Annotated in this window: 28 protein-coding genes; 20 read left to right on the forward strand and 8 right to left on the reverse strand. The window is 62.6% G+C overall.

All coding sequences use genetic code 11. The annotated features are described in order from the left end of the window. Positions 1–44: 44 nt before the first annotated feature. The 4 genes from glnP to HOP51_RS07545 are packed head-to-tail and all read left to right on the forward strand — an operon-like array spanning position 45 to position 3,360. On the forward strand, positions 45–701 hold the full coding sequence (gene glnP / locus HOP51_RS07530) for a glutamine ABC transporter permease GlnP (RefSeq protein ID WP_234273332.1): 657 nt from the start codon (positions 45–47) through the stop codon (positions 699–701). Then, complete coding sequence (glnQ, locus tag HOP51_RS07535; protein ID WP_267957648.1) at positions 698–1,426, forward strand: glutamine ABC transporter ATP-binding protein GlnQ; 729 nt, start codon at positions 698–700, stop codon at positions 1,424–1,426. The genes glnP and glnQ overlap by 4 nt, the downstream gene beginning before the upstream one ends. Continuing rightward, the gene (locus tag HOP51_RS07540; protein ID WP_234273333.1) at positions 1,416–2,471 is read left to right on the forward strand and encodes a C45 family autoproteolytic acyltransferase/hydolase; all 1,056 of its coding nucleotides are present in this window, start codon (positions 1,416–1,418) and stop codon (positions 2,469–2,471) included. Before glnQ ends, HOP51_RS07540 begins: the two co-directional genes overlap by 11 nt. Continuing rightward, on the forward strand, positions 2,440–3,360 hold the full coding sequence (locus HOP51_RS07545; RefSeq protein ID WP_234273334.1) for a MurR/RpiR family transcriptional regulator: 921 nt from the start codon (positions 2,440–2,442) through the stop codon (positions 3,358–3,360). Before HOP51_RS07540 ends, HOP51_RS07545 begins: the two co-directional genes overlap by 32 nt. A gap of 43 nt (positions 3,361–3,403) precedes the next feature. On the opposite strand, the gene HOP51_RS07550 is transcribed toward HOP51_RS07545, so the two are convergent. From HOP51_RS07550 to HOP51_RS07565, 4 genes are all read right to left on the reverse strand, one after another. Beyond that, complete coding sequence (locus tag HOP51_RS07550; RefSeq protein WP_234273335.1) at positions 3,404–3,601, reverse strand: hypothetical protein; 198 nt, start codon at positions 3,599–3,601, stop codon at positions 3,404–3,406. A gap of 40 nt (positions 3,602–3,641) precedes the next feature. Then, positions 3,642–4,853: a methyltransferase gene (locus tag HOP51_RS07555; RefSeq protein ID WP_234273336.1), complete on the reverse strand. Its 1,212-nt coding sequence runs from the start codon at positions 4,851–4,853 to the stop codon at positions 3,642–3,644. Further along, entirely contained in the window at positions 4,825–5,361 is a 537-nt protein-coding gene (locus tag HOP51_RS07560) for a hypothetical protein (RefSeq protein ID WP_234273337.1), read from the reverse strand. Before HOP51_RS07560 ends, HOP51_RS07555 begins: the two co-directional genes overlap by 29 nt. 67 nt (positions 5,362–5,428) lie before the next feature. Further along, complete coding sequence (locus HOP51_RS07565; RefSeq protein WP_234273338.1) at positions 5,429–5,899, reverse strand: GFA family protein; 471 nt, start codon at positions 5,897–5,899, stop codon at positions 5,429–5,431. A gap of 180 nt (positions 5,900–6,079) precedes the next feature. Here HOP51_RS07565 and HOP51_RS07570 point away from each other — a divergent pair, with 180 nt between their 5' ends. The 8 genes from HOP51_RS07570 (at position 6,080) to yejK (ending at position 12,466) form a co-directional block, all read left to right on the forward strand. Next, a complete protein-coding gene (locus HOP51_RS07570) occupies positions 6,080–6,247 on the forward strand; it encodes a glutathione S-transferase N-terminal domain-containing protein (protein ID WP_407061785.1) in 168 nt (55 codons plus the stop codon). After that, entirely contained in the window at positions 6,244–7,128 is an 885-nt protein-coding gene (locus HOP51_RS07575; RefSeq protein WP_234273339.1) for an SDR family oxidoreductase, read from the forward strand. The genes HOP51_RS07570 and HOP51_RS07575 overlap by 4 nt, the downstream gene beginning before the upstream one ends. A 30-nt stretch (positions 7,129–7,158) precedes the next feature. After that, a complete protein-coding gene (locus HOP51_RS07580; protein WP_234273340.1) occupies positions 7,159–7,479 on the forward strand; it encodes a hypothetical protein in 321 nt (106 codons plus the stop codon). 82 nt (positions 7,480–7,561) lie between these two features. Continuing rightward, complete coding sequence (locus tag HOP51_RS07585; RefSeq protein ID WP_234273341.1) at positions 7,562–7,840, forward strand: peptidylprolyl isomerase; 279 nt, start codon at positions 7,562–7,564, stop codon at positions 7,838–7,840. Positions 7,841–8,059: 219 nt separating this feature from the next. Further along, a complete protein-coding gene (locus tag HOP51_RS07590) occupies positions 8,060–8,983 on the forward strand; it encodes an ABC transporter ATP-binding protein (protein ID WP_407061789.1) in 924 nt (307 codons plus the stop codon). Continuing rightward, positions 8,980–9,741: an ABC transporter permease gene (locus HOP51_RS07595; RefSeq protein WP_234273342.1), complete on the forward strand. Its 762-nt coding sequence runs from the start codon at positions 8,980–8,982 to the stop codon at positions 9,739–9,741. Before HOP51_RS07590 ends, HOP51_RS07595 begins: the two co-directional genes overlap by 4 nt. A gap of 346 nt (positions 9,742–10,087) precedes the next feature. After that, on the forward strand, positions 10,088–11,314 hold the full coding sequence (locus tag HOP51_RS07600; protein ID WP_234273343.1) for a GGDEF domain-containing protein: 1,227 nt from the start codon (positions 10,088–10,090) through the stop codon (positions 11,312–11,314). Positions 11,315–11,449: 135 nt separating this feature from the next. Beyond that, complete coding sequence (gene yejK, locus HOP51_RS07605) at positions 11,450–12,466, forward strand: nucleoid-associated protein YejK (protein ID WP_234273344.1); 1,017 nt, start codon at positions 11,450–11,452, stop codon at positions 12,464–12,466. Positions 12,467–12,493: 27 nt separating this feature from the next. Here yejK and HOP51_RS07610 read toward each other — a convergent pair whose 3' ends face one another. Continuing rightward, positions 12,494–13,219 (reverse strand): glutamine amidotransferase, encoded by a 726-nt coding sequence (locus HOP51_RS07610; RefSeq protein ID WP_234273345.1) that lies wholly within the window; start codon positions 13,217–13,219, stop codon positions 12,494–12,496. Between the two features lie 194 nt (positions 13,220–13,413). On the opposite strand from HOP51_RS07610, the gene HOP51_RS07615 reads away from it, so the two are divergent. The 4 genes from HOP51_RS07615 to HOP51_RS07630 all read left to right on the forward strand — a co-directional run bounded on the left by HOP51_RS07615 (position 13,414) and on the right by HOP51_RS07630 (position 19,897). Then, complete coding sequence (locus HOP51_RS07615; RefSeq protein ID WP_234273346.1) at positions 13,414–15,888, forward strand: NAD-dependent epimerase/dehydratase family protein; 2,475 nt, start codon at positions 13,414–13,416, stop codon at positions 15,886–15,888. Between the two features lie 123 nt (positions 15,889–16,011). Beyond that, complete coding sequence (locus HOP51_RS07620; RefSeq protein ID WP_234273561.1) at positions 16,012–17,787, forward strand: ABC transporter transmembrane domain-containing protein; 1,776 nt, start codon at positions 16,012–16,014, stop codon at positions 17,785–17,787. 411 nt (positions 17,788–18,198) lie between these two features. Continuing rightward, a complete protein-coding gene (locus tag HOP51_RS07625) occupies positions 18,199–18,624 on the forward strand; it encodes a con-10 family general stress protein (RefSeq protein WP_234273347.1) in 426 nt (141 codons plus the stop codon). Positions 18,625–19,420: 796 nt separating this feature from the next. After that, the gene (locus HOP51_RS07630; protein WP_234273348.1) at positions 19,421–19,897 is read left to right on the forward strand and encodes a phosphatidylglycerophosphatase A family protein; all 477 of its coding nucleotides are present in this window, start codon (positions 19,421–19,423) and stop codon (positions 19,895–19,897) included. Between the two features lie 2 nt (positions 19,898–19,899). On the opposite strand, the gene HOP51_RS07635 is transcribed toward HOP51_RS07630, so the two are convergent. Further along, complete coding sequence (locus tag HOP51_RS07635) at positions 19,900–20,661, reverse strand: metallophosphoesterase (protein WP_234273349.1); 762 nt, start codon at positions 20,659–20,661, stop codon at positions 19,900–19,902. Positions 20,662–20,829: 168 nt separating this feature from the next. On the opposite strand from HOP51_RS07635, the gene HOP51_RS07640 reads away from it, so the two are divergent. Further along, positions 20,830–21,405 carry a hemerythrin domain-containing protein gene (locus HOP51_RS07640; RefSeq protein ID WP_234273350.1) on the forward strand — a complete coding sequence of 192 codons (576 nt, stop codon included), beginning with the start codon at positions 20,830–20,832 and terminating at the stop codon, positions 21,403–21,405. Positions 21,406–21,507: 102 nt separating this feature from the next. Here the strand turns inward: HOP51_RS07640 and HOP51_RS07645 are convergent, their stop codons facing one another. Continuing rightward, on the reverse strand, positions 21,508–21,927 hold the full coding sequence (locus HOP51_RS07645) for a VOC family protein (RefSeq protein ID WP_234273351.1): 420 nt from the start codon (positions 21,925–21,927) through the stop codon (positions 21,508–21,510). Positions 21,928–22,083: 156 nt separating this feature from the next. Here HOP51_RS07645 and HOP51_RS07650 point away from each other — a divergent pair, with 156 nt between their 5' ends. Further along, a complete protein-coding gene (locus HOP51_RS07650; protein WP_234273352.1) occupies positions 22,084–22,968 on the forward strand; it encodes an NAD(P)-dependent oxidoreductase in 885 nt (294 codons plus the stop codon). Here the strand turns inward: HOP51_RS07650 and HOP51_RS07655 are convergent. Next, positions 22,965–23,810, reverse strand: a complete 846-nt coding sequence (locus tag HOP51_RS07655; protein ID WP_234273353.1) for a sterol desaturase family protein — start codon at positions 23,808–23,810, stop codon at positions 22,965–22,967. The genes HOP51_RS07650 and HOP51_RS07655 overlap by 4 nt on opposite strands. A 123-nt stretch (positions 23,811–23,933) precedes the next feature. Here HOP51_RS07655 and HOP51_RS07660 point away from each other — a divergent pair, with 123 nt between their 5' ends. Both HOP51_RS07660 and HOP51_RS07665 read left to right on the forward strand, forming a co-directional pair. Then, positions 23,934–24,788, forward strand: coding sequence for an AAA family ATPase (locus HOP51_RS07660; protein ID WP_234273354.1), 855 nt, complete (start codon positions 23,934–23,936; stop codon positions 24,786–24,788). Between the two features lie 3 nt (positions 24,789–24,791). Beyond that, positions 24,792–25,970, forward strand: a complete 1,179-nt coding sequence (locus HOP51_RS07665) for a vWA domain-containing protein (RefSeq protein ID WP_234273355.1) — start codon at positions 24,792–24,794, stop codon at positions 25,968–25,970. The last annotated feature ends 183 nt before the right edge of the window (positions 25,971–26,153 follow it).

The raw sequence follows: 26,153 nt of genomic DNA on the forward strand, positions 1-26,153 counted from the left end.
CGAGTAACAGCGCCCCTCATCCCTGACGAATCTCGAGGTTCCCAATGAATACGGACTGGTCCGTCATCGTCACCTTCATGCCTCAGTTGCTCAAGGGTGCTCAGATGACGATCTTCATTACCGTTGTGGGGCTGTGCGGCGGCATGGCGGTCGGAGCCATCGCTGGCCTCATGCGCGCCTACGGCAATTGGCTGCTCAACTACACGGCGATGGTCTACATCGAGGTGATTCGCGGCACGCCCATCGTGGTGCAGGTCATGTTTCTCTACTTTGCGCTGCCAGTGCTGGCCAGTATTCGCATCGACCCGCTCACCGCCGCCATGATCGCCATCGTGATCAATGCGGGTGCCTACATCGCCGAGATCGTCAGGGGTTCCCTGCAATCGATCAGCCGCGGTCTCGCCGAGGCCGGGCTGGCTCTCGGCCTGCCCCGCTGGAAAGTGCTGGTATACATCGTCGGGCCACTCGCCTTCCGGCGGTTGATTCCGCCTCTCGGCAACCAGTTCATCATCAGCCTGAAGGACACCTCACTATTCATCGTGATCGGCGTCGGCGAGCTGACACGCACCGGGCAGGAAATCATGGCGGCCAATTTCCGTGCCGTGGAGATCTGGAGTGCCATCGCCATCATGTACCTGATCATGACCGGCAGCCTGACCCTGCTGCTGCGCTTCATCGAGAGAAGGATGAAGATTCTATGAGCATCATTGAATTCAGGAACGTATCCAAGCACTTCGGTTCGCTCAAGGTGCTCGATGAGGTCGACCTTGCCATCGACCGCGGCGAAGTGGTCGTGTTGATAGGTCCTTCAGGATCAGGTAAATCGACGCTGCTGCGCTGTATCAACGGGCTGGAAACGATCACCGGTGGAGACCTGGTGGTGGATGAACTCAGCGTGCTGGCCGGTAATGCCAGGCTTAGAGAGATTCGCCAGGAAGCCGGCATGGTGTTTCAGCAGTTCAATCTCTTTCCGCAACTGACCGCCGTGGAAAACGTCGCCTTCGGTCCCAGGCACGTGCGAGGGGTGAACCGCACGCAGGCGCGGGAACAAGCGCTGGCCCTGCTCGACAAGGTGGGTCTGAAGGATCAGGCCGAGCAGTATCCCGACTCACTCTCCGGTGGGCAGCAGCAGCGCGTCGCCATCGCTCGGGCGCTGGCCGTCAAACCCAAAGTGATGCTCTTCGATGAGCCGACTTCGGCACTCGACCCCGAGCTGAAGCAGGAAGTGCTCAACGTGATGCGAACGCTTGCCGAAGAGGGCATGACCATGGTGGTAGTGACCCATGAGATGTCCTTCGCCAGACAGGTGGGCTCACGCCTGATTTTCATGGAACACGGCAAGATCGCGGTCGACGGCGATCCGCGAGAGATGATCTCGTCTCCTACCAACCCCAGGCTCAAGGATTTTCTCAGACATGTTCATTGATCCGCCGAACGGCATGGAGCACCGAGCCGGGCTTCGATGCCTGCGCGCTTCCGGTGATCACAGGCAACTAGGCATCACGCTCGGCCAGGCCGGACACCACGCCGTGCATGACAAGCTGCTATCCAGCGAGCTGTGGCAGGATATCGTCCATCCCCGTCACGATGCAGCGGTCGCTCGCATGCTGGCATGCTGCCGAAGCCGTTTTCCCTGGGTGGTCGAAGAGCTTGAGGGACTGGCCGAAGGGCTCCAACTGCCCTTCCTGCAGGTTTTCGCATGGAACAGTCGGGGAGACCTGCTTGCTCACTGCCCGGACGGCTGCACCACCGTCGCCTTGCCCGGACATGAGCCCTGCATCGGGCACAATGAAGATGGACTTCCCTGCTTCGATGGCGACGTATTCGTGGCTCAGCTGTCGCCTGAAGACCAGCCGGCCTTCATGGCCTGCTGCTACCCGGGGTCGCTGCCGGGACATACCTTCGCCCTCACCGAGGCCGGCATCGTTCAGACCGTCAACAACCTGCGTTTCGATGGCGTAATACCCGAGATTCCCCGTATGGTGTTGGGGCGCGCCATGCTGGCCGAGCTCTCACTTAACGCCATTTTCAGCCTGCTGGCCCAGGCGCCGGCCAGCGGTGGATTTCATTTCACCCTGGCCCAGCAGGGCGAAGCCAGGCTTTACAGCGTGGAGATAGGAAGCGGCCAGGTCTCCATCGAAACCATCGACAGCTCCTTTGTGCATGCCAACCATGCGTTACATCATCCTCGTGCACAGGACGGCCAGACGATCACCCGTTCCTCTCGCGATCGCCAACGACGAGGTAACGAGCTGATCGCATCGGCGCACAGAGACCCTCTACGCGTGCTGCGCGATACCGGGGGCAGCGGACTGCCCATCTATCGTCGCGCCCCCGACGATCCCGACCATGAAAACACCCTTGCGACAGGCGTGTTCCGCCTGCTTGATGATGGTGTTCAATGGGAGATCCACATCCCAGGCCATAGTGAGCCCATTCATGGCAACAGACACACCCTCTTTGACAGATAACGAACACGCTCCGTCCGATCTCGAATCGCTCCGTGCCCTCTCCCTGGCCATTGCCCGAGGCGAAAGCGATCGGCACTTGGGACCCAAGGCGCAGGAGGTACTTTCTCAGCTGATCGAGCTGCGCGGCGACCCGGCTCTGCTCTCCATCTCCGCCCTGGCCGCGAAGCTCGAGGTCAACCCCTCGACGATCTCACGCCTGGTCAGGTCACTTGGTTATGCGCGCTTTGGTGAGCTACAGCGCATCCTGCTTAGCGAGACTTTGACCCACTCCTTCTATCGCCAGCACGCCAGCACCGCACTGTCTGCAAACAGGAGCGATCTGCTGAACCAGGCGCGTCAATTGGCCGGCGAACAGTGCCGCAACATCGAGCGCTTTTTGGACAACCTGCGTAGCGATGAGCTGGAAGCCTTTGCCAATGCGGTAATGAATGCAGGCCGTGTTCGCCTGTGCGGCGTGCGTCAGTTTCATTCCTTCGCCAGCTTTCTCGCTTATGGCCTGGGAATGCTGCGCTCCGATGTCAGCCTGCTCAGCGACAGCGGCCACGGCATCGCCGAGGGTCTGGCCGGCATGGGCGTCGACGACGTGCTGATAGCCGCCAGTTGCAAGCCCTACACACGGGAGGTGGTAGACATCTGCAAGGCAGCCCGCAACCATGGTATCCGCGTGCTGACGGTCACGGACATGTCCAGCTCCCCCCTCGTGCGACATTCCGAGCAGGCACTGCTGGTACCACACGAAACCAGCTTCATCTCTAATAGCATGGTGGCGTTCCTGAGCGCGGTGGAATGTCTGGTCAATGCGTGCGCCACGGTATCGGGGGAAACGGCGGGCGAGGCGCTTTCGCGCCGAGACAGGTTCATCGACGAACTGGGAATCGAGATGCGCTGATCACACTGGCCACGATCATGGCTATCCCCTGCGCGGGCCAGAGCTACCGGGCCTTGGGCTGCTCGGTAGCATTCTCAGCCGACTCGGCCATGCAGACTCGGTTGCGTCCCTCGCCTTTGGCCCGGTAGAGCGCTTCGTCGAGGCGCCTGTTGCACTGGGATTCCGACTCGTCAGGCCCCAGTTCGGCGACGCCGAAACTGCTGCCGGCACGCCCACAGCGGATGCGCCGCGGCCAACGCATCCGGCAGCGCCTCGAGCAAGGCGCCGATCAGCTCCGCAGACTAAGTTTTCCTGGCATGGATGAACAGATTTCTCGGCGTCAATTCCGCATTGCAGAAAGTGCCGAATACGACGGTAAATCCGGCCTCTTTCATCAGTGAAACCCGATCCAATGCCAGCCACACTTCGAGCGGCCGACGGAATAGATGGCGTACCAGCTCCAGCCGTTTCACCCTTGCCTGGCGCTTCCAGCCTGCCCGCTCATAGGGTGCCAGATCGAGGGAGCCCGGCAGCTCGAGTCCTTTGCTGTGCGCCGCCCAGCGACAGAACGCATCGAAGCGTTCGGGCAAGCGGCCATAGGCCAGGCTGGGCACCGGCAGGTAGCTGTCCTCGCCGCGCAACTCGCGCTGCAGCTCGTCGAAGCCCAGCCGCCAGGCATTGGCCTGCTCGCGACGGCGACGCACTCCCAGTGGCGCGGTGACGGTTTCCTGAACGGCCAGAGCCAGGTCGTGGCGGTCGAGCCCCAAGCCGTGGCGTTGACATAATTCACGGCCCCGCTTCGATACGGGACGATAGCGCTCACCCCGCGTACGGTGGTAGCAGCAGGGCGCCAGGCTGACCGCACTACCCGATGCCGCCGCCAGCTCGAGTAACCGTAGATGCAGATCGCCACAGGCATGTAGAGAGACGGCGTGAGTCCTGGGAGAGAGAAAACGACTCGCGTCGGGGGCCAGTACGTCCTGTTCTTGAATTCTCACCGATACCTGCTGCCGTGCCGCCAGGCGCCGCCCCTCCTCGCATAGCGGAGCCTGCCACTCCAGGGCGGTGACCTCCGCGGCGTAACAATGGGCCAAGGCACGAGCCAGATGCCCCTTGCCTGCACACCAGTCAAGCAAAAGATCGTGCGGCGCCACACACAGATGCTGGAGGAACGTTTCGATCTGCTGCCATTTACGGCCGCTCACGTGGCTGCCCCATGCGTCAGGTAACGTCAACGCAGCGGCATCGAGCGGTGTCAGGCGTACCAGCTCGGCCAATTCATCGACCGGCAGCCAGCCGCGCAGCGGCGACTGCTGCCAGGGATCGGCCTGCAGCCGGGCCACCTGTTCGTCATCCAGCTCCAGTAACGCCTCGATCCGCGCGGCGAATTTGGCCGGCCATGGCGGTAGGCGATAGGTGAACGGTGTCGGCCGCCACCATGGCTGCCACTCGGCCAGCAACGCGGTGAGACGAGAAAAGCGCCGTTCAGTATTCCAGGCGGGATGCTTCGGCATCGAACTCCACCGAGATGCCAATACCCTCGTCCACGCTGGGTGCCTCCTCCAACGCTTTCTGCAACGCCAGAATGCCCTGCACCCTGCCTGAAACGCGCGCTCTAACGCCTTCCACGTTAAAGGTATCGAGAGTCAGATTGAGCGCGGCATGGTCGGAAGTGAATACCGGCGGCATGGCAGTTGCGCCAATCGCATGCAGCACGTCGAACTGTGTGACCTCTCCATCTTCCAGGGTGATACTGAGGGATAGCGAGTCTCTCACTCGCCAGTCGTCCGGCTCGACGAAGCCGACGAGATCGATCTTGATGTGATCGCCAAGCTCGGTGAAGGTGGCATTGGAGTCGGCTCCCTGGCGCACGATGAACCACTCGCGTTCCTGACCGTCCAGCAACCCCATCATGCTACCTGCGATCTCGGGTTCCTCCGGCGAACTCGCTGCCACAGGGCCGGCCACGGCCAGCAGCGCCAACGCCGCCAGCCACGTCCTCTGCACGTGTTCTCGCTTCATGATTCCCCCTTGCCATCGCTGCGGCTCGCCTGAAAGCCGCTCGGCGGCCATTCTCAAGGGCTCCCGCCTACCTGGCAAGCCCCAGACGCTCGTGCCATTCCGCCAGGCTCTCCTCCGGGTAGCGATCGAAACGTTTGTCGCGTGGCTTCACATCCGGCTCCACCCAGCTGGCCTTGCTGTCCAGCAGCAGGTGGACCCGTTCTGGCGGTACCGGCAAAGGCGTATCGATGGCCGAGGCGAAAGGATGTACCAGCTCCGGCCAGCTCGGGTCGAAGACCCACAGGGCACTGCCGCAGAGGGAACAGAAGTGCCGCTCACCCGAACTCGGCTGGCCATCGATCAGCGCATGATAGACGGAGACGACCTCCTCTCCCGCTACCCGCAGCGTGTCGTACCTGCCACCGAGATTGATGGCATATCCGCCGCCTCCCGCGGTCTTGCGGCAGATCGAGCAGTAACAGCGCTGGTAGGGATACGGGTGTGGCGACTCGAGCTCGAACGTTACCGCTCCGCAGTGGCAGGACCCTTGCAGATGCATGGCAGGCCTCGCAGGTTCGGTGAATGTTCCTTCAGCGTAGCTGCTGGCTTGGCTCTGGCGAGGACGACCGGGCCGTTACGCCGAGCCCAACTGGAGTGGTATGGTCTTGGCAGACTTCGCAGTTGCACCTCATGAAAGCCTACTTCGTGAAAGTTTCCCCTCAGGCGCAAGGACACCGCAATGATCGACCTCTGGACCTGGACCACTCCCAACGGGCACAAGGCTTCCATCCTGCTCGAGGAACTGGGCCTGCCCTACCGCACCCACGCCGTGGACATCACCCAGGGCGAGCAGCATGAGCCGGCCTTCCTCGTGGTCAGCCCCAACAACAAGATTCCCCTGCCATGAGTCGCCGTTCCCCCCTCCCCAGCGGTGCTACGCCGCCCAGCGTATTGGTAACCGGCGGCTCCAGCGGCATCGGCCATGGCGCGGCACATGCCTTGGCGCAACGCGGCTGGCGCGTCTTCACCACCGCTCGCCGCGAGGAGGATCTTGCACGGCTTCAGGCAGAGGGGCTCGAAGCCCTGCCTCTGGAGCTGGCCTCCAGCGAATCGATCGAAAGCTGTATTACGCAGGTGCTGGAGCGCACCGGTGGGCGGCTCGACGCACTGTTCAACAACGCCGCCTACGGTCAGCCGGGCGCGGTGGAGGATCTTTCCCGGGAGGTGCTGCGCGCTCAGTTGGAAGCCAACCTGCTCGGCACACACGAACTCACCACGCGGATCATTCCGGTGATGCGCGAGCAAGGCAGCGGGCGCATCGTGCAGAACAGTTCGGTGCTCGGATTCGCCGCACTGCCCTATCGTGGCGCCTACGTGTGCTCCAAGTTCGCCCTGGAGGGCTTGACCGATACCCTGCGCCAGGAGCTTCACGGCAGCGGCATCCATGTCAGCCTGATCGAGCCCGGCCCTATCGCCAGCCGCTTCCGCGAGAATGCCTATCGCGCCTTCAAGGCCAACATCGATGCCGATCATAGCTACCACCGCGATACCTATCGCGCCGTGGAAGCCCGGCTGGCGGGCAACAAAGGCTCTTCCGGCGGTGCCTTCACCCTGGGTCCCGATGCCGTGGTTGACAAGCTGATCCACGCACTGGAGAGCCGGCGCCCCAAACCGCGTTATCATGTGACCCTGCCCACCCACCTGTTCGGCGTGCTGAAGCGGCTGCTCACCACGCGCGGCATGGACCGGGTGCTGCTGGCCTCGACACGCGACGAGCGCAGAACCTAGCCGATTCAACGCCACAAAAAGGAGACACGCTTGGGCCGACTCATCTCACTCATCTTCATCGCTGCCCTGGCCTATGGCGGCCTCTATGTTTATTACGGCCATGTCGTCAAGCAGGCCATCGACGAGCAGCTCGATGCACGAGGACTGACCGCCCTGGAGGTACAGCGCATCGAATACGACCCGTTGGCGCCTCTCAGCCCCCAGGCCACCATCCGCGCGGAAGTCAGCTATCGCGGCGCCGATGCCACGGTCACCATTCGCCTGCATGGCCACCCGGTATTCTCGGATGAAGTGCGCATGGAGCTCGACGGCCTGCAGAACCTGCGACTCAGGTTCGGCGTGGGAGGATGATCGCAAGGGGATGAGTACGCGAGGCGTAGCTCCCATGCTATGCTCGCCGCACTGACACCAATCAACCTCACGGGAGCACGGCATGGCCAGGGCAACTGCACGGCATATTCTGGTAAACGACGAAGCGAAGTGCGAGGCCCTCAAGGCCGAGATCGAGGGCGGCCGCGACTTCGCCGAAGTAGCGCGCGAGTACTCCACCTGCCCTTCGGGCCGCCAGGGCGGCGATCTGGGCAGCTTCGGCCCGGGCCAGATGGTGCGTGAGTTCGACGAGATAGTGTTCTCCGGCGAGCTGAACAAGGTCCATGGCCCGGTGAAGACCCAGTTCGGCTATCATCTGCTGGAAATCACCAGCCGCAGCTGAAGCACGACTCAACTGGCGGTGCCCTCACCGTCTCCAAAGCCGCCCTCGCCGGCGGCTTTTCCTTTCATAGGCCTGTGCTGGGGGCCTCGACACGCTAGGATAGGGCATGTCGACTCGCTCTTTCGCCAACAGGGACGCCGCATGACCCTTTCAGCCAACCCGACCACGATGCCGAAACAGAGCAGCACCGCCAACGGTAACGCCGAAGGCACGACGCCGATGATCCAGGTCGAGCGGCTCTCGAAGACCTACCGCGACGGCTTTCAGGCCTTGAAGGAAGTCGATCTGACCATTCGCCGCGGTGAGATCTTCGCCCTGCTCGGTCCCAACGGGGCCGGCAAGACGACCCTGATCAGCGTGATCTGCGGACTGGTCAATGCCAGCAGCGGCAGCGTCAAGGTCGACGGCTTCGACAACGCGACCCAGTATCGCGAGGCGCGCGAGCGCATCGGCCTGGTGCCTCAGGAATTGACTAATGAAGCCTTCACCACGGTATGGGATACGGTCAGCTTCAGCCGTGGGCTGTTCGGCAAGCCCAAGGACCCGGGACACATCGAGAACGTACTGCGCGCCCTGACCTTGTGGGACAAGCGCGACAATCGCCTGCTGGAACTCTCCGGCGGCATGAAACGCCGGGTGCTGATCGCCAAGGCGCTATCGCACAAGCCACAGGTGCTGTTTCTCGACGAGCCCACCGCCGGTGTCGACGTGGAGCTCAGGCGCGAGATGTGGGAAGTCGTGCGTGGCCTGCGCGACCAGGGCGTGACCATCATCCTCACCACTCACTATATCGAGGAAGCCGAGGAGATGGCCGATCGTATCGGCGTGATCCGTCGCGGCGAGCTGGTGCTGGTGAAAGAGAAGGCAACGCTGATGCGCCAGTTGGGGCGCAAGGAGCTGACGCTGCACCTTGCCGTGCCGCTCGAGGCCGTGCCCGCCGCTCTCGCCGGCCACGATCTCGTGCTGGCCGACGAGGGTCATGCACTGGTCTACACCTATGACGTCACCCATCAGGACGAAGGCACCGGCATCGCTGGATTGCTGGCCGACCTCGAGGCTACCGGCGTGCGCGTCAAGGATCTGCATACGCGGCAGAGTTCGCTGGAAGAGATCTTCGTCAACCTGGTTCGGGAGAACGCATGAATCTGCAATCGGTGAAGACCATCTACCTGGCCGAGATGGCCCGCAGCCTGCGCACCGTGCTGCAGAGCATCGTTTCTCCGGTGGTATCCACTTCACTCTACTTCGTGGTATTCGGCGCCGCCATCGGCTCGCGCATCAGCGAGGTGGACGGCGTGAGCTACGGCGCCTTCATCGTGCCCGGGCTGATCATGCTGATGCTGCTGACCCAGAGCGTCTCGACCGCCTCGTTCGGCATCTTCTTCCCGCGCTTCTCGGGCACCATCTACGAGATCCTCTCGGCACCGATCTCTTATTTCGAGGTCGTGCTTGGCTATGTCGGCGCGGCGGCCACCAAGTCGGTAATCCTGGGCTTGATCGTACTCGGCACGGCGCGCCTGTTCGTACCCTTCTCGATTCAGCATCCGCTGGTGATGCTGCTGTTCCTGATTCTCACCGCGCTGACCTTCAGCCTGCTCGGCTTCATCATCGGCATCTGGGCCGACGGCTTCGAAAAGCTCCAACTGGTGCCGCTGCTGATCGTCACGCCACTGACCTTCCTTGGCGGCACCTTCTACTCCATCGACATGCTGCCACCCTTCTGGCAAGCCGTGACCCTGCTCAATCCGGTAGTTTATCTGGTCAGCGGGTTTCGCTGGAGCTTCTATGGCTCCGGTGATGTCAGCATCTGGGCCAGCCTGGCCATCATCGTGCTGTTCCTCGGTGTTGCACTGGCGGTGATCAGCTGGATCTTCCGTACTGGCTATCGCCTCAAGCCGTGACGGAGCACGGTTATCGTGCATACAGCGTGAAATCTCTGGAGCGAAGCATACTTGGCTTCTTCGGCTTCGCCCCGGCTCGCGAGCCCATGATCGCCCGATCAAATCAAGGAGCGACATGTATCGCAATATCTCGTTGAAAAACAGATATTTTCCCACTTTTAAGCCAAAAAATCCGATACTCACTCCTGCCACGCACGCGCCATTATTTTTCCTACCACAGCGTTTTAGCATAGTCGCGGCTGGCACCCTCCGGCTTTATTGGCCATTCTTCAAGGACTGACTCTACATAACAAAAATTAATACAGGGCGTCACGCACCTTGACGCCTCCTTTCACGGGAACATTACATGACTGCTGGCAAGAACGAGGCTGGGCAAGGGGCTTCGCTCGACTGGCGTGACGAGTTCCAGGACTCGGCACTGGAAGCCCTGTATCGACGCACCATGCAACTACAGGACGCACAGCAGTTGCGGTATGCCTTGTGGATCATTGCAGGCATCTTTCTGCTGTTCGGTGCGGCGGACTACATTCTTTTCGGTGCAAGCCTCCAACTGCTGATCCTGCTGTTGATCCGCCTTGTCGTGGCATTCAGTTGTCTGGCGCTGGCACACTTGGTTGGCCGCCAGCCGGCCCAGGCACATCGTCCCAGGCCGCTCAACCTGGTGTATTTCATCGCTATTTCCGGCATGCTGCTATCCATCCTGCTGCATCCCGGTAGTGAGGGTCTGCACATCTCGAGCGTGGCGGTATCGAGCTTGGCCATTTATCTCCTGGTGCCCAACCGCTTGCCGTGGATATTGGCCTGGAATGGCTATCTGGCGAGTGTCTTTATTCTGGTGGCAGCGCTGTGGAAGCCCCTCTCTCCCGGCATGTTGGTCAGCAGTACCCTGATTCTCTCCTTTGCCAATCTGATGGGCTGGCTGACCTATAGCCGTCTCAATCGGCTCCAGCGCAAGCAGTTCGCTCTGCTGGTGGCGGAACGCGAGGTCAACCGCAAGCTGCAAAAGGAGATCGAAGAACGCCAGTTGCTCGAGGCTCAGCTGCGTCACATGGCCAGTACCGACCCACTGACCGGCATTGCCAACCGGCGCCACTTCTTCGAGCTGGCGGAGCACGAATTCCGCCGGGCACAACGTGAAGGCACGCCTCTGACCATCTGCATGGTCGACATCGATCTATTCAAGACGCTCAATGACCACCATGGTCACGCCACCGGCGACCTTGTGCTGACCACCGTCGCCTCATGCTGCGCCTCGATGCTGCGCGAGACGGACATCATCGGTCGCTACGGTGGCGAAGAGTTCGTCATCGCCCTGCCCCAGGCCGATCTCGAAACCGCGACCTTCATCGCCGAACGCTTGCGCCACAAGGTGACATCGCTGCGTCTGCCGATGCTCGATGAAGGCCAACACCTCTCCGTAACGGTGGGCATCAGCCAGGTCGAACCCAGTGAGGCGAGACTCGAGTTGGCGCTGCAACGCGCCGATGATGCGCTCTACGCAGGCAAGGCCCGTGGACGCAACTGCGTGGTAGTTGCAGGTGAAGCTCCTTCCTCTATCGTCGCCAGGGTCTGAGTCGCCCGTCCGGCCTTGGGATGAGCCGCCCTTGGGTTGAACTGGCCCACGAGCCCGGTATGATTCGCCCTTCTGCTTGCCGGCACAGTCCTGTGCCCTCTCGCAGCCTCCCTTCGCTTCGCAGGATCCCAGGGCATGCCGATACAGCATTGCATCGTTCACGACATCGACAAGGCGGGAAGCGACCAGCCCGCCAGCCTGAGGCCGGCTACCGCGGAGCTGACGACCACGGCACTGCTAGAGGAACTGCTTTCGCGCTTCCACGATGCCTACCATGCCAAGACCAAGGCCTGGGGACACTTCGTGACTGCAATCGACGACCAGGCCGAGGTGCCTGCCGGTCTCGCCATCCTCCTGGCCGACTATCTCGACGGCAAGCGCGATTTCACTGGCTTCACCCGCGAGACCGCCGAGCGGCTGCTGCCCGTGGTCGATGCCCACCTCTCGGTCTCGGGCCACCTACTGTGCATCGATTACCACCAGGGTGAGACGCACTATTTCACCCTGGCGCTGCTGCATCAGCGCGAAGGGTTCGGTGTCACCGACTCGCTGCAAGTCGTACCCGCCACACAGCTCAATCTGGCGCGCATGAGCCTGGGTCTGCGCATCAACCTGACCCAGTGGCGCGACGGCGCCGCTTCCCGGCACTACCTCTCGTGGATTCACGACCGCGGGGGCAAGAAGCTCTCCGAGGATCTGGCCAGCGCGCTCGGCGCCACCGAGGGCATCGACGCCACCGGCGAGACCCGCGCGCTGCTCAAGGCCTTCAGCGACTATGTGGAGCAGGAGGACATGCCCGAGGAGCAGAGCCGGGAGAAGACCGAAGCGCTGATCGACTACGCCAACGAGCAGGCCGGCCGCGGCGAACCGATCACCCTGGAGGAACTCTCCGAGCTACTCGACGAGCAGCAGCCCAAGGCCTTTTACGACCATATTCGCAACGCCGACTACGGCCTCTCCCCCGAGATTCCTCCCGACAAGCGCACCCTGCGGCAGTTCCGCCGCTTCACCGGGCGCGCCGGCGGCATGTCGATCAGCTTCGACTCCCATCTGCTCGGTTCCAGTATCGAGTACGACGAGAGCCAGGATCGCCTGATCATCAAGCAGGTGCCCAAGCAATTGAAGGAGCAGTTGAAGAAACGCCAGGGCTGACCCCAGCGCCATTTCATGGAGTGGTTGCTACTCGATGCCGTGAGCCGCTTCCGTCGCCGCCAGCCACTCGCGCAGGACCTGCTGCCCACGCTGCTTGAGCCCAGGGCCGTAGCGCACGGCCTGCTCGCGCAGCGCTACCGGATCGATTTCTGCCGTTGCCAGCTCGGCGGCGTGCCCGATCAGCCAAGGTTCAATCCTGGCGGGGTCCACCTCGAGGTGAAACTGCAGACCAAGCACCTGCCCGCCCACGGCAAAGGCCTGGTGGGAGCAGGTGTGGCTGTACGCCAGGCGCGTGGCGCCGGGCGGGGTCTCGAACATATCGCCATGCCAGTGCAGCACGACGTCTGGGTTACCGACATGGCGCAGCGGCCCTTCCTGGCCGTCGCGGGTCAACGAGACATCGGCGAAGCCAATCTCCTTCTGCGGCATGCGAAACACCCTGCCGCCCATCGCTCGGGCAATCATTTGGGCACCGAGGCAGATGCCGAGCAGCGGACGTCCCGAATCGAGACGATGGCGAATGGCGTCCAGCTCCGCGGACAAGAAAGGATAGAGCGCATCGTCGTTGGCTCCGATGGGTGCGCCAAGCACCACCATCAGCTCGGGGCTGTCGACGTCCAGCGCCTCGAGGGCATCCGGCCCCAGCAGCCCCGGGTCGAGGTAGCGAATCCGATAGCCGAACTCCTCGAGGATCGGTTCGAAAATGCCGAGATCCTCGAAGGCAACGTGGCGAATGGCAACGACACTCTTCATGAGCAAGAAACTCCTTTTCCCCTTCCTGACGATACGACAAGCAGCCATAACGACCAGCGCATACTTCTCTTTCTTGTACTGAGAAACGCGCGAGGCGACAAGTCGCGTTTGCCGTGACGGCTCAAACCCGACTAGCTTGAATGTGCAGTAGCGCGAAGGCGCTTCAATGCAGCAGCGAGGAGGGAACCCTGGCCATGCAGGACAAGGAAGTGGCAACCCGAAGGAAACCGCTGGTCATCATCACCGGAGCCTCAGGAGGTGTGGGGACCGCCCTGACCCATAGCCTCAAGGACGACTACCGGATCATCGCCCTGGACCGGAGTGAAGCGGAAGAGGCAGACGAAAGCTACGAATTCGACCTGACCGACGTCGCCTCCATCCGTGAGGCAATGGACAAGATCGTCGAGCGAAACGGCCGCGACATCGCCGCAGTGGTGCATCTGGCCGCCTACTTCGATTTTACCGGCGAGGAGTCGCCACTCTACGAGAAGGTCAACGAGCAAGGCACCAGAAACCTGCTGGACGCCCTCGAAGGCATGAACGTCGAGCGCTTCGTCTACTCCAGCACCATGCTGGTGCACGAACCGCAGGTGCCAGGCCATCGGGTCAGCGAAGAGACCCCTATTGGCCCCACCTGGGCCTATCCGCGGTCCAAGGCGCGCACTGAAGAAGTGATAAGGGAGCATGCCAGCATGCCCTATACCCTGCTGCGGCTCGCCGGCATGTACGACGAGAAGACCAGCGTGCCCACCCTTTCACACCAGATCGCGCGAATCTACGAGCATACTTTCAAGAGCCACTTCTATTCTGGCAACACCAACGCCGGCCAGGCCTGCGTGCACAAGGAAGACATGATCGATGCCTTCCGCCGCACCATCGACCGCCGTCGCGAGCTGCCCGAGCGCAACAAAATTCTCATCGGCGAGGAACACGTCGTCAGCTACGAGGCGCTGCAGAACCGTCTCGGTGAGCTGATCCACGGCAAGAAGACATGGAAGACAGTAGTAATGCCTAAGCCACTGGCCAAGACCGGCGCATTACTCGAGGAGAAAAGCGAACCGCTGGTACCGGACGATTTCGACAAGGGTGAGAAACCCTTCATCCGGCCGTTCATGATCGACATGGCCGACGACCACTACGAACTCGATATCCGCCGTGCTCGGGAGCAATTGGGTTGGGAGCCGCACCATGAGGTCTTCGACACGCTCGAGGCTATGGTCGACAACCTGCTCGCCGATCCCTACGACTGGTACCAGGCCAACGGCATCACCCCGCCCGACTGGATCGAGGAGGCTGAGGAGAAGGGCGTCAATCCGGAGCGGGTGCTCGAAGACTATCAGGCCCACGCCCAGCGTGAGCACTACCGCTTCCTGTGGGCGCACTTCTTCAACATCGCCCTGGGCGCCTGGCTGGTAGTCTCCCCCGCCACGCTCGGCTATGGCGGCGGCATGGCCGTGAGCGATATGGCCTCGGGCCTATTGCTGGCACTGTTCGGTGCCCTTTCTCTGTCGTTGAAGCTAAGCTGGGCGCGTTGGGCATGCGCCGCAATCGGGCTGTGGGTGCTGTTCGCCCCGCTGGTGTTCTGGAGCGAGAGTGCCGCCGCCTACCTCAACGGCACCATCGTCGGCACTCTTGCCATCGGCTTTGCCGCGATGGTGCGACCAGCGCCGGGAATATCGCCCGCCGCGGCGATGACCGGCCCCACCACGCCGCCCGGCTGGAACAACAACCCCTCGAGCTGGTTCCAGCGCATGCCGATTATCGTTCTGGCCTTCGTCGGTTTCTTTGTCTCGCGCTATCTCGCCGCCTACCAGCTCGGCCATATCGATGCCGTATGGGACCCGTTCTTCGACGGTACCCACAGTGGACTCAACGGCACCGAGGACATCATCACCTCCGAGGCCTCCGAGGCGTGGCCGGTACCCGATGCCGGATTGGGCGGCATCGTCTACATGCTGGAGATCCTGCTCGGCTTCATCGGTGCGGCCAATCGCTGGCGCACCATGCCCTGGATCGTCGCCTCGTTCGGTGTGCTGATCGTGCCGCTGGGCGTGGTCTCGGTGACCTTCATCATCATCCAGCCGATCCTGATCGGCACCTGGTGCACCCTGTGCCTGATCCAGGCCGGCGCGATGCTGTTGCAGATCGCCTACGCCTTCAACGAGTTCGTCGCCACCGGCGAGTTCCTCAAGCGGCGCCACAAGGCCGGTGCTCCAGTGCTCAAGATCTTCTTCACCGGCGACACTGACGAAGGACCCAACGAATCGGTGGACGAGGATTTCCAGCGCAAGCCCACTACCATCATCGGCGACGCGCTCTCCACCGGCGTGAACCTGCCCTGGAACCTGGCCCTGTGTATCCTGATCGGCGCCTGGCTGATGTTCACGAGGGTGACCTTCGGTGCCGAAGACACCTTGGCCAATTGGGATCACCTGATCGGTGCGCTGATCATCACTGTAGGCGTGATCGCCATGGCCGAATCGGCCCGCCCCATACGCTGGTTACTGATCCCGCTGGGCACCATGCTGTTTTTCGTTCCCTTCCTGCATAGCGCCGACCTGCTGGCGACCGCCAATAGCCTGGCCTGCGGCGTGACGGTGATCGCACTGAGCCTGCGGCGGGGAGCGATCCGCGGCGAGTACGGCAGTTGGAGCCGACTGCTGGCCTAAACGTCACGACGAGGCGCACAGGTCTCGACCTTGCGACGAGCCGCCGCTGGCGCCTCGTCGCTTTTGGCGATCCCAGGCCACTGGTATCGTGTCTGCATGCCTGCCACGAGCGACGTACCCACCATGACCTCTCGCCCCGACCCCCGCATCCTGCTGCGCCTGATTGCGTTGCTGGCGCCCTATCGTACCCGGCTGGCCATCGCTGCCCTGGCGCTGCTGCTGGCCTCCACCAGCGTTCTGCTGCTGGGTCAGGGGCTGCGTCTGGTGATCGACCAGGGCTTTCTTGCTGAGGACAGCACCCGCCTCAACCAGACGCTGGCCGCCATGCTCGGTGTGGTCAGCGTGCTGGCCGGGGCTTCCGCACTGCGCTACTACCAGGTGAGCTGGATCGGCGAGCGGCTGGCCGCCGACCTGCGCCGACAAGTATACGACCACCTGCTCGACCTTGAGCCGGCCTTCTTCGAGAGTGCGGCCCACCGCGACCGCGGCCCTGCCGAGATCGCCTCAAGGCTGACCACCGATACCAGCGTGCTGCAGACCCTGTTCGGCTCGTCGATCTCGCTGGCTCTGCGCAACCTGGTGATGCTGCTGGGCGCGGTGGCACTGATGCTGGTTACTCAACCCTGGCTCTCGGCACTGGTGCTGATCGGCATTCCCGTCACGGTGCTACCGATCCTGTGGTTCGGCCGCCGTGTGCGCCGTCTCTCTCGCTACAGCCAGGACCGGGTGGCAGAACTTGGCCGCTACGCCAGCGAGACCCTTGATGGAATCCGCACCGTGCAGGCTTTCACCCACGAAGCCATCGACCGCCATGACTACGGCAAGCGCGTCGAACAGGCCTTCGCCACTGCCGTGGTGCGCACCCGCCAGCGCGCCTGGCTCACCGGAGCAGCCATGCTGGCGGTGTTCGCCGCGGTGGGCCTGATGCTGTGGCAAGGCGGCCAGGCGGTGCTGGCCGGCGAGATGAGCGCGGGCGAGCTTTCCGCCTTTGTCTTCTATGCCGTGCTGGCCGCCGGGGCGGTGGCGACCCTGGCCGAGGTCGCCGGCGACGTGCAGCGGGCCGCCGGCGCAGCCGAACGCTTGCTCGAACTGCTCGACGCCGAGCCGGGCATTCACCCACCGGCGCAGCCGACGCCCCTGCCCCAGCCGCTGCGCGGCGAGATCCGCCTGGAAAATGTGAGCTTTGCTTACCCGGGTCGCACGATACCGGCGCTCGATTCCCTCGACCTGTGGATTCGACCCGGCGAGCGCATCGCCCTGGTGGGGCCTTCCGGGGCCGGCAAGAGCACCTTGCTCGGGCTATTGTTGCGCTTCCACGACCCCGACCGGGGTCGCGTGACTCTCGACGGGATCGATCTGCGTGCGCTGGACCCACGCGAACTGCGCACCGCCATGGGCCTGGTCGCCCAGGAGCCGGTGCTGTTCACCGGCTCGGTGGCCGACAATCTGCGTTATGGCAAACCCGACGCCAGCCTCGACGAGCTTCGCAGCGCCGCGCTTGATGCCAACGCACTGGGTTTCGTGGATGCCCTGCCCTACGGCTTCGATACTCAGCTCGGTCCGGGCGGCGTGCAGCTCTCCGGCGGCCAGCGCCAGCGCCTGGCAATTGCCCGCGCGCTGCTCAAGAATCCCCGCGTGCTGCTGCTCGACGAAGCCACCAGCGCGTTGGACGCCGAGAGCGAACGCCTGGTGCAACAGGCGCTGGACAGGCTGATGACCGGACGCACCAGTCTGGTGATCGCCCACCGGCTGGCGACTGTCATCGCGGCCGACCGCCTGCTGGTGTTCGACGAGGGGGAACTCGTCGCCGCTGGCCGTCACGCCGAACTCCTCGAACAGAGCCCGCTCTATCGCCACCTGGCGGAGCTACAGTTCGACCGCCACCGGGCAGAGGCATGATCTCGCCCGGCCCCTATCAATTCAGCCCTGTCCAAATAGTATTTCGTAAGCTCAGCTCTTAGGGGTGCGGATCGAGGTAAGTCTGCTGGCGGATGTACGCCGAGCCGTGGCGCTTCCCTCGCCTCCCGCTGGATATCTGTCGATACCCTAGCTCAAAAGCCGGCACTTCATCGCTTCACACCGCTCTTCGACAATAAAATGGCGCTGCGTAAAGTGAATTGCCGCTGTGAGCAATCTTTCGTTAGACATGCAAACTTTTCTTTGCATTGCGAAACCCGACTTGCCTTGATGCACCGGTTAGCCGTTCCTACGTTTAAGCGTGATGGCAGACGCCAGCAGTGCCGGAAAGCCGGTAAATGGACGTACGATCTCGCCTGTGATGCACAGGCAAACTTAGGAAGGAGATCTGACATGGCACAGCGCAACCAGAATCCGGGTAACTTTGCCAACGATCCGCAAAAAGCCTCTCAGGCCGGCCAGAAAGGTGGTCAGCACAGCGGTGGCAACTTTGCCAATGATCCACAACGCGCTTCCGAAGCCGGCCACAAGGGCGGCCAGCAAAGCGGTGGCAACTTCGCCAACGACCCGCAGCGCGCCTCCGAAGCCGGCCACAAGGGCGGCCAGCAAAGCGGTGGCAACTTCGCCAACGACCCGCAGCGCGCCTCCGAAGCCGGCCAAAAAGGCGGCCAGCACAGCGGTGGCAACTTCGCCAACGACCCGCAGCGCGCCTCCGAAGCCGGCCAGAAAGGCGGTCAGCACAGCGGTGGCAACTTTGCTAACGACCCGCAAAAGGCTTCAGAAGCCGGCCGCAAGGGTGGTAAGAACCAGGGCCGCTAAGCGCTGGCTGCCGTTCCACCTCACGGATCGAGGCACGAAGCAGGAAGCTTCGAAGAACGACTAGCCTCTATAGGCTGTCAGGGTGTGCCCTGGCAGCTTTTTCTGTGCGTACGCTTTTTTGCACACGACCAAGGTCGGGTTGCGGCAAAGTTGCCAAGCGCTCACCCTAGCCAAAAATAAAAAAGACCCCCCGAAGGGGGTCAGGTGGAGCACGCCAGCTCACATCGGTACATCGCCCTGGTCCTTAACCGTTGGCGACGTTGCCGAGGAAGGTGAAGCCGACCTTCCTGCAGCGTTGATCGGTTAGCTAACAAACACAATGCGATTACTGCGCCAACAATTACAAAATTTCTTACAAAACATAGGCCTGAAAGAAAAATAGCTACGCAGGCTTTATGCCATATGCCGCCAGCTCACTCCTTGCTGCACCACCGAAGCTCACCAAGAGCTGTCTTGCTGCATTATAACGCAATGCAAAATTAGCCAATGCCGTATTCGACGAACTTGCCTCGTCGCTCAGACCTACAGCAGCTCCCGAGAAAACTCCTGGCGACCCCCTGCTCAGCAGGCGGCATCGAGCCAACCTTCCTCCTGACCATGTCGCCCAGGAAAAATGGCTGCACCCGCCTTCGGCTGGGTGAATTTCGCTCTCGCCAGGGTGAGGACGATCGGGCTGGGGCCGCACGGCCAAGCCACGTACCGCACGTACCGCTCGGTACGCAACTCCTTTATGCCAGCGATTCAGCAAAATTGGTATATTGACCCGCTTGCATGACAAGGATGAGACCGACCGCCAATGACCATGGACGATGCAGTACTTCTCTTTGCCACCGGCTTCGGGCTGGGCTGGTTGCCCTGGTCGCCCGGCACCTTCGGCTCACTGCTGGGGATACCGCTGGCCTGGTGGATGTCGGGTTTCACTCGTGGCTCGCAGCTCGGCATCATGACGTTTCTACTGATCGTGGCCGTGCCGATCTGCCATGTGGCCTCACTGGCCCTGGGCAGCGGCGATGCACCCCAGATCGTTGCCGACGAATTCATGGCCTTCCCGATAGCCCTGCTGGGGCTCTCCGTCGCCCGCCAGCCCTGGGTCATGGCACTGGCTTTCATCCTGTTTCGCCTGTTCGATGCCACCAAACCGCCCCCCATCGATCATATCGAAGCGATTGGCGGCGGGCTCAGCATCGCGCTTGACGATGTGATGGCCGCGATCTACGCCTGGCTGGTGCTGGTAGCAATACTAAGCCTGTGGCGGCGGCATGGCCGCCGCTGATGTCAAACTTCGACGATCAGATCCGGCACGAATAGGGGCGGCTCGAACTCCCCGGGGTAACCACCCGGGTTGGCCAGCACCCGCGTGCCATTGACTTCGCTATCCACCGGCTCGTGCACATGACCGTGAATCCACAGATCCATGCGTCCCATCATGGCCGGCAGATGCGAGGCAAAAGCCGGCGACAACGCATCGCCCCGGTAGCGCGACGGAATGCAATCCGCCAACGGCGCGTGATGGCTGATCACCACCCGAGGCCCGTCGCAGGGCATGGCCAGCTCCACCGCCAGCCAAGCCAGGGCTTCAGTATGCAACCGCTGGCTTTCGGCCGGACTGAACCTCTCCCCTTCCGGCTGTTCGATGATGCTGAAATCCGGCATCAACCAGCGCGCCTTCTCTTCGGACAGCGCCGGGTCAAAGCCCGGGTCATCGGCATAAAGCGCGAAGTCGGTCCAAAGGGTGGTGCCATGGAAGCGCACGCCACCCAGCGTGAGTGAACGGTTGTCGAGCAGATGAATGCCCAGCCGCTCGGCCTCCGCGGCCAGCGCCTGACGCAGCAACGGCATGCAGCTGCCATAGAACTCGTGGTTGCCCGGCACGTAGAGGATCGGCAGCCCGGCGAAACGCGCCGCGGCCCAGGCAAGCCCCTCCGCATGGCGGTGGATGTCACCGGCAAGAATGACGACGTCCGCCGCCACGTCCGGCAACTCGCGTCCTTCATCGAAATGTTCCAGATGCAGGTCCGACAGCACCCTGAGTCGCATGGCTACCTCCTCGTTTGCCGGCGCACCGGCAAGTGCACCGCTCCAATCGGATTGGCCCAGCATAAGCGGGCAGCGAGAGGCTTCGCCAGGTTTGGCTGATGCCGGCGCTTGCGACTATGTTGAGATGGCCCCTAGCAAAGGGCACAACGACTCAATGGAGGGAGTCTCATGACCGTGCAGAACACTACCACGTCCGCCCAGGATGTCGTCGACATTCTCACTATCGATCATCGCGAAATGGAGGATCTGCTCGACCAGATCCAGCGCTCGCCTGATTCCGTACAGCGCCGTGACCTGACCGATACGCTAATTGCCGAGGTGATGCGTCACTCCGTTGCCGAGGAGATGTATGTCTACCCGGCCATGGAGAAGCGTATTCCAGGCGGGAAAGAGGAAGCCGAGCACGACAGGGAGGAACACGACGAGATCGTGCAGGTAATGAAGCAGCTGGAAGATGCCGATGCCGCCGAGCCGGCCTTCATGGATCGCGTGCACAAGCTGGACGACCTGCTACGCCACCACGCCAAGGACGAGGAAGCCGACCAGTTTCCCAAGATGCGCGAGCGCATCCCCGGCGAAGACCTTGTCGAACTAGGCAGGGAGGTGGAAAAAGCCAAGCAACTGGCACCGACCCGCCCCCACCCCAGTGCGCCCCACGCCGAGCTGTTCCACAAGACCGTGGGCGCCGGCGTCGGCATGGTCGACCGCCTGCGCGACCAGCTCAGCGGTAGAATGACAGGCTAAACGTCAAGCCTTCAGCCGAGCCTTCGCTTCACCCGGGCGCCTGAAAAGAGGCGCCCGGGCCTCATTGGCACTTTCATGTCTCCTGAACTGCCTTATCGGGCCTTACCAAGGGTCGTAGGTGCCGAAGTTCCATAAATGGCCCTCCGGGTCGCGGCAGCTGAAACCCCGCCCGCCGTAATCCTCGTCCTTGATTTCGATGGCGATCTGGGCACCGGCTGCTTTGGCTCTGGTATAGATGGCATCGGCGTCCGAAACGATGAGATAGGCACACTGCGTCTCGGCGCCACCGATTTCATCCGGCTGTTTCATCAGATGCCCGAATTCGCTGTCCGTGGCCGATCCCAACATGATCATCCCGTTGCCGAATGTCAGTTGAGCATGGGCAATACTGCCATCCTCGTTGGCAGCAACGAACTGCTTCTCGAAGCCGAAAGCCTGGCAGAGCCATTCAATGGCCGCTGGCGCATTTCGGTAACGCAGGCATGGGATCACCGTGACCCGTGTGTTTTTTGCATCACTCATGATCGGCTCCATTTCAATGACTGCCTTGAAGCGTAGCCCGGCACGGATCGATTCACTGAACTTTGCGCTACGATATGTAGCCCCCCTTCTTGATGGAAAATACTTCCATCGCGCATGCTAGGGGTCCGCTTCCCTGCCTCATTCTGGAGAGACGACATGACACAGCCCCGCCTCGGCTTCATCGGCATCGGTCTGATGGGCGACCCCATGACGCGTCGCCTGCTGGAAGCCGGCTTTGCCGTCACGGTATGGAACCGCACCGCGGCCAAGGCCGAGCCCCTGCACGAGGCCGGCGCTACGCTCGCCGGCTCCATCGGCGAGTTGGTGGCGGGCGTGGAGGTGGTGATGCTGTGCCTGGCCAACACCGCCGTGGTGGAAGAGGTGGTATTCGGAGAAGGCGGCGTGGCGGCGCATGGCCGCAGGGGGCAGCGCCTGGTCGATCTCTCCAGCAGCGACCCGACGGCAACACGCGCTTTTGCCGAGCGGTTGGAAGAAGAGTGCGGCATGCGCTGGGTGGATGCACCGGTCTCCGGTGGCGTGGCGGGGGCCGAGGCCGGCAGTCTGGCGGTCATGTGCGGCGGTGCGGAGGCGGACGTCGCAGCCGTACGACCCCTGCTCGCCCCGCTCTCGGCGCGGGTGACCCACATGGGCCCGGTGGGAGCCGGTCAGGTCACCAAGGTATGCAATCAGATGATCGTCGGCTGCCAGGCGGCGGCGATCGCCGAGATGGTGGCCCTGGCCGAGGCCAGCGGTGTAGACGCCAGCCGCCTGACCGAAGCGCTGGCCGGTGGCTTCGCCGATTCCAAGCCGTTCCAGATCCTCACTCCGCGCATGGCGGCGAGCAAGTTCGACAGCCCGGCCTGGCACCTGCGTACCCTGCTCAAGGATCTCGACCTGGCACTGGCCCAGAGCCAGCGGGCCGGTAGCGCCACGCCTATGAGCGGTCTTGCGGCTCAGTTGATGCGCGCTCATGTCAATCATGGCCACGCCGAGCACGACCCGGCGACGCTGGTGGAGGCGTATCGCCGTATAAAAGACTAACCCTGCGGCTCCGGCCCTCCGCTCTGTACGGCAGACGGCTTGGGATTCAGCAGGGGCTGGATCAGCATGCGGTCCAGCCTAAGCTCGCGGGGGTCGCGGAACGCTTCGATGCCGAGCGTCATGCCGAGGTGCCCGGCGCCGGGCTGGTCGCGGTAGGTACCGAACAGCCGGTCCCACCAGGGCAGGTTGAAGCCGAAGTTGCTGTCGGTTTCGTGGCGCACGATGGAGTGATGAACTCGATGCATGTCCGGGGTCACCACGATGAGGCGCAGCCGGCGGTCGACCCGCTCGGGCAGGCGCACGTTGCCGTGATTGAACATGGAAGTGGCATTGAGCAGGACCTCGAAGAGCAGCACCGCCACGGCCGGCGCCCCCAATAGCATTACCGCGGCGATCTTGATGCCCATTGAGATAAGGATCTCCAGCGGATGGAATCGCAGGCCGGTGGTCACGTCGAACTCGAGATCCGCGTGGTGCATACGGTGCAGGCGCCACAGCCAGGGCACGGCATGGAACAGTCGATGCTGGAAATAAATTGCTGCGTCCAGCAGCAGCACCGAGAGCGGCAACGCCAGCCACAGCGGCGCCGAGAGCAGATGGAACAGCCCCCAGCCGTGCTCGGCGGCCACCAGGGCAGCCCCTACCGCCGCCAGGGGAAAGAGCAGACGCACGGCCAGCGTATCCAGCACCAGGATCGACAGGTTGCCGGGCCAGCGCTGCCAGCGCCGTATCCGCTGCTCACGGCGCACGGCGCGGAATTCCCACAGCGCCATCGCCGCGAGCACCAGCAGGAAAATGCCAAGGCGGATGAGCGGTTCGTGAAGCAGTAGTATCTCGCTCATGTTCATGGCTCCGGCGAATCCCTGCTCTGATGGTATCGCTTTCGAGCGGGATTTGTCCCTAGCCCCGCCCTTCCGTACACTTGTTTGACTCTCCCCTACACGATGCTACGCCGAGGCATGACCATGGCTTTCGATTCGACCTCTACCTACGTGGCTACCGATGCCTTGAAGCAGGCGGTGAACGCCGCCGTGACCCTGGAGCGGCCGCTGCTGATCAAGGGCGAGCCGGGCACAGGCAAGACCCTGCTGGCCGAGGAACTGGCGAACTCGTTGGGCACTCAGCTGATCACCTGGCACATCAAGTCCACCACCAAGGCCGCCCAAGGACTCTACGAGTATGATGCAGTGAGCCGCCTTCGCGACTCTCAGCTTGGCGTCGAAGGTGTGGAGAACGTCGAGAACTACATCAAGCCCGGCAAGCTGTGGGAAGCCTTCACCGCCGATGGGCGCGTGGTGTTGCTGATCGACGAGATCGACAAGGCCGACATCGAATTCCCCAACGACCTGCTCCAGGAGCTGGATCGCATGGAGTTCCATGTCTACGAGACCGGCGAAACCGTGCGTGCCCGCCACCGGCCGATCATCGTGATCACCTCGAACAACGAGAAGGAGCTGCCCGACGCCTTCCTGCGCCGCTGCTTCTTCCACTACATCGAATTTCCCGACCGCGAGACCATGCAGGCCATCGTCGATGTGCACTTCCCCGACATTGCGCCGAAGCTGGTCAGCCAGGCGCTCGAGGTGTTCTTCGACTTGCGCCAGGCGCCGGGGCTGAAGAAGAAGCCTTCCACTTCCGAGCTGGTGGACTGGCTCAAGCTACTGATGGCCGACGAACTAGCCCGCGAAGCGCTTTACCATCACGATCCCGTAAAAGCGATTCCGCCGCTGGCCGGCGCCCTGGTGAAGAACGAGCAGGATACCCAACTGCTCGAACGGCTGGCGTTCATGATGCGTCGCCAAGGCAACCAGAGGCGCTGAGTCATGTTCATCGGCCTGTTCGAAACCCTCAAGCGCGCCGGCGTGCCGGTGTCGCTGCGCGAATTGCTCGACCTGCATGCAGTGGTCGAGCGCGGCGTGGTATTCGCCGACATGGAGGCGTTCTACCAGGTCGCGCGCACCGTGATGGTCAAGGACGAGCGCCATTTCGACCGCTTCGATCGCGCTTTTGCCGCCTGGTTCGACGGCCTGGAAAATCTCGATGCCGCCATCGAGGCGCTGATTCCCGACGACTGGCTGCGCCGTGAATTCAAGAAGCAGCTCTCCGAGGAGGAGAAGGCGCAGATCGAGTCGCTGGGCGGGCTGGAAAAACTGATCGAAACCTTCAAGCAGCGCCTGGAGGAGCAGAAGGAGCGCCACACCGGCGGCAACAAGTGGATCGGCACCGGCGGCACCAGCCCCTTCGGCGCCTACGGCTACAACCCCGAAGGCATTCGCGTTGGCCAGGAGGGCTCGCGCCACCGCCGAGCGGTAAAGGTATGGGACGAGCGCCGCTTCCGCGACTATGACGACTCCCTCGAACTCGGCACACGCAACATCAAGATGGCGCTGCGCCGGCTGCGCAAGTTCGCCCGCCAGGGCGCAGCCGAGGAATTCGACGTCGATGCTACCATCCGCGACACCGCCCGCGACGCCGGTCTGCTCAACGTGCGCATGCGCCCGGAGCGCCACAACACGGTGAAGGTGCTGCTGTTCCTCGATGTGGGCGGCTCCATGGACGATCACATTCGCGTCTGCGAGGAACTGTTCTCCGCCGCCCGCTCGGAGTTCAAGCACCTGGAGCACTACTATTTTCACAACTGTTTGTACGAAGGTGTCTGGCGCAACAACTACCGGCGCACCAGCGAGCGCATCCCCACCATGGATGTGCTGCATACCTACGGCCGCGACTATCAGGTGGTTATCGTCGGCGATGCCGCCATGTCGCCCTACGAGGTGACCCACCCCGGCGGTAGCGTGGAGCACTTCAACGAGGAGGCCGGTGCCGTATGGCTCCAGCGCCTGGCCGACAAGTTCCCCCGCCTGGCCTGGCTCAACCCCATGCCACCGCGAGCCTGGGAGTACACCCACTCCACCCAGTTGATCCGTCAGTTGATCGACGACCGCATGTATCCCATGACCCTGGAAGGGCTCGAGAATGCCATGCGCGACCTGGCGCGCTAGCCCAAGCGCCACGAGCGAATGCGATCCGGCTCAGGATCGCTTGCCCCATTCCAAGCCCACCCCTATACTGTATATTCATACACATTCCGTATGACAGGCATGCTATCGGCCAGTCCGAGATAAGAGGCAGGCGATAGCGCAGAGACAGCGAAGAGGACGATAGCGAAGAAAACGAGAGCGGAT

The organism is Billgrantia zhangzhouensis (assembly GCF_021404465.1).
Classification (GTDB): domain Bacteria; phylum Pseudomonadota; class Gammaproteobacteria; order Pseudomonadales; family Halomonadaceae; genus Halomonas; species Halomonas zhangzhouensis.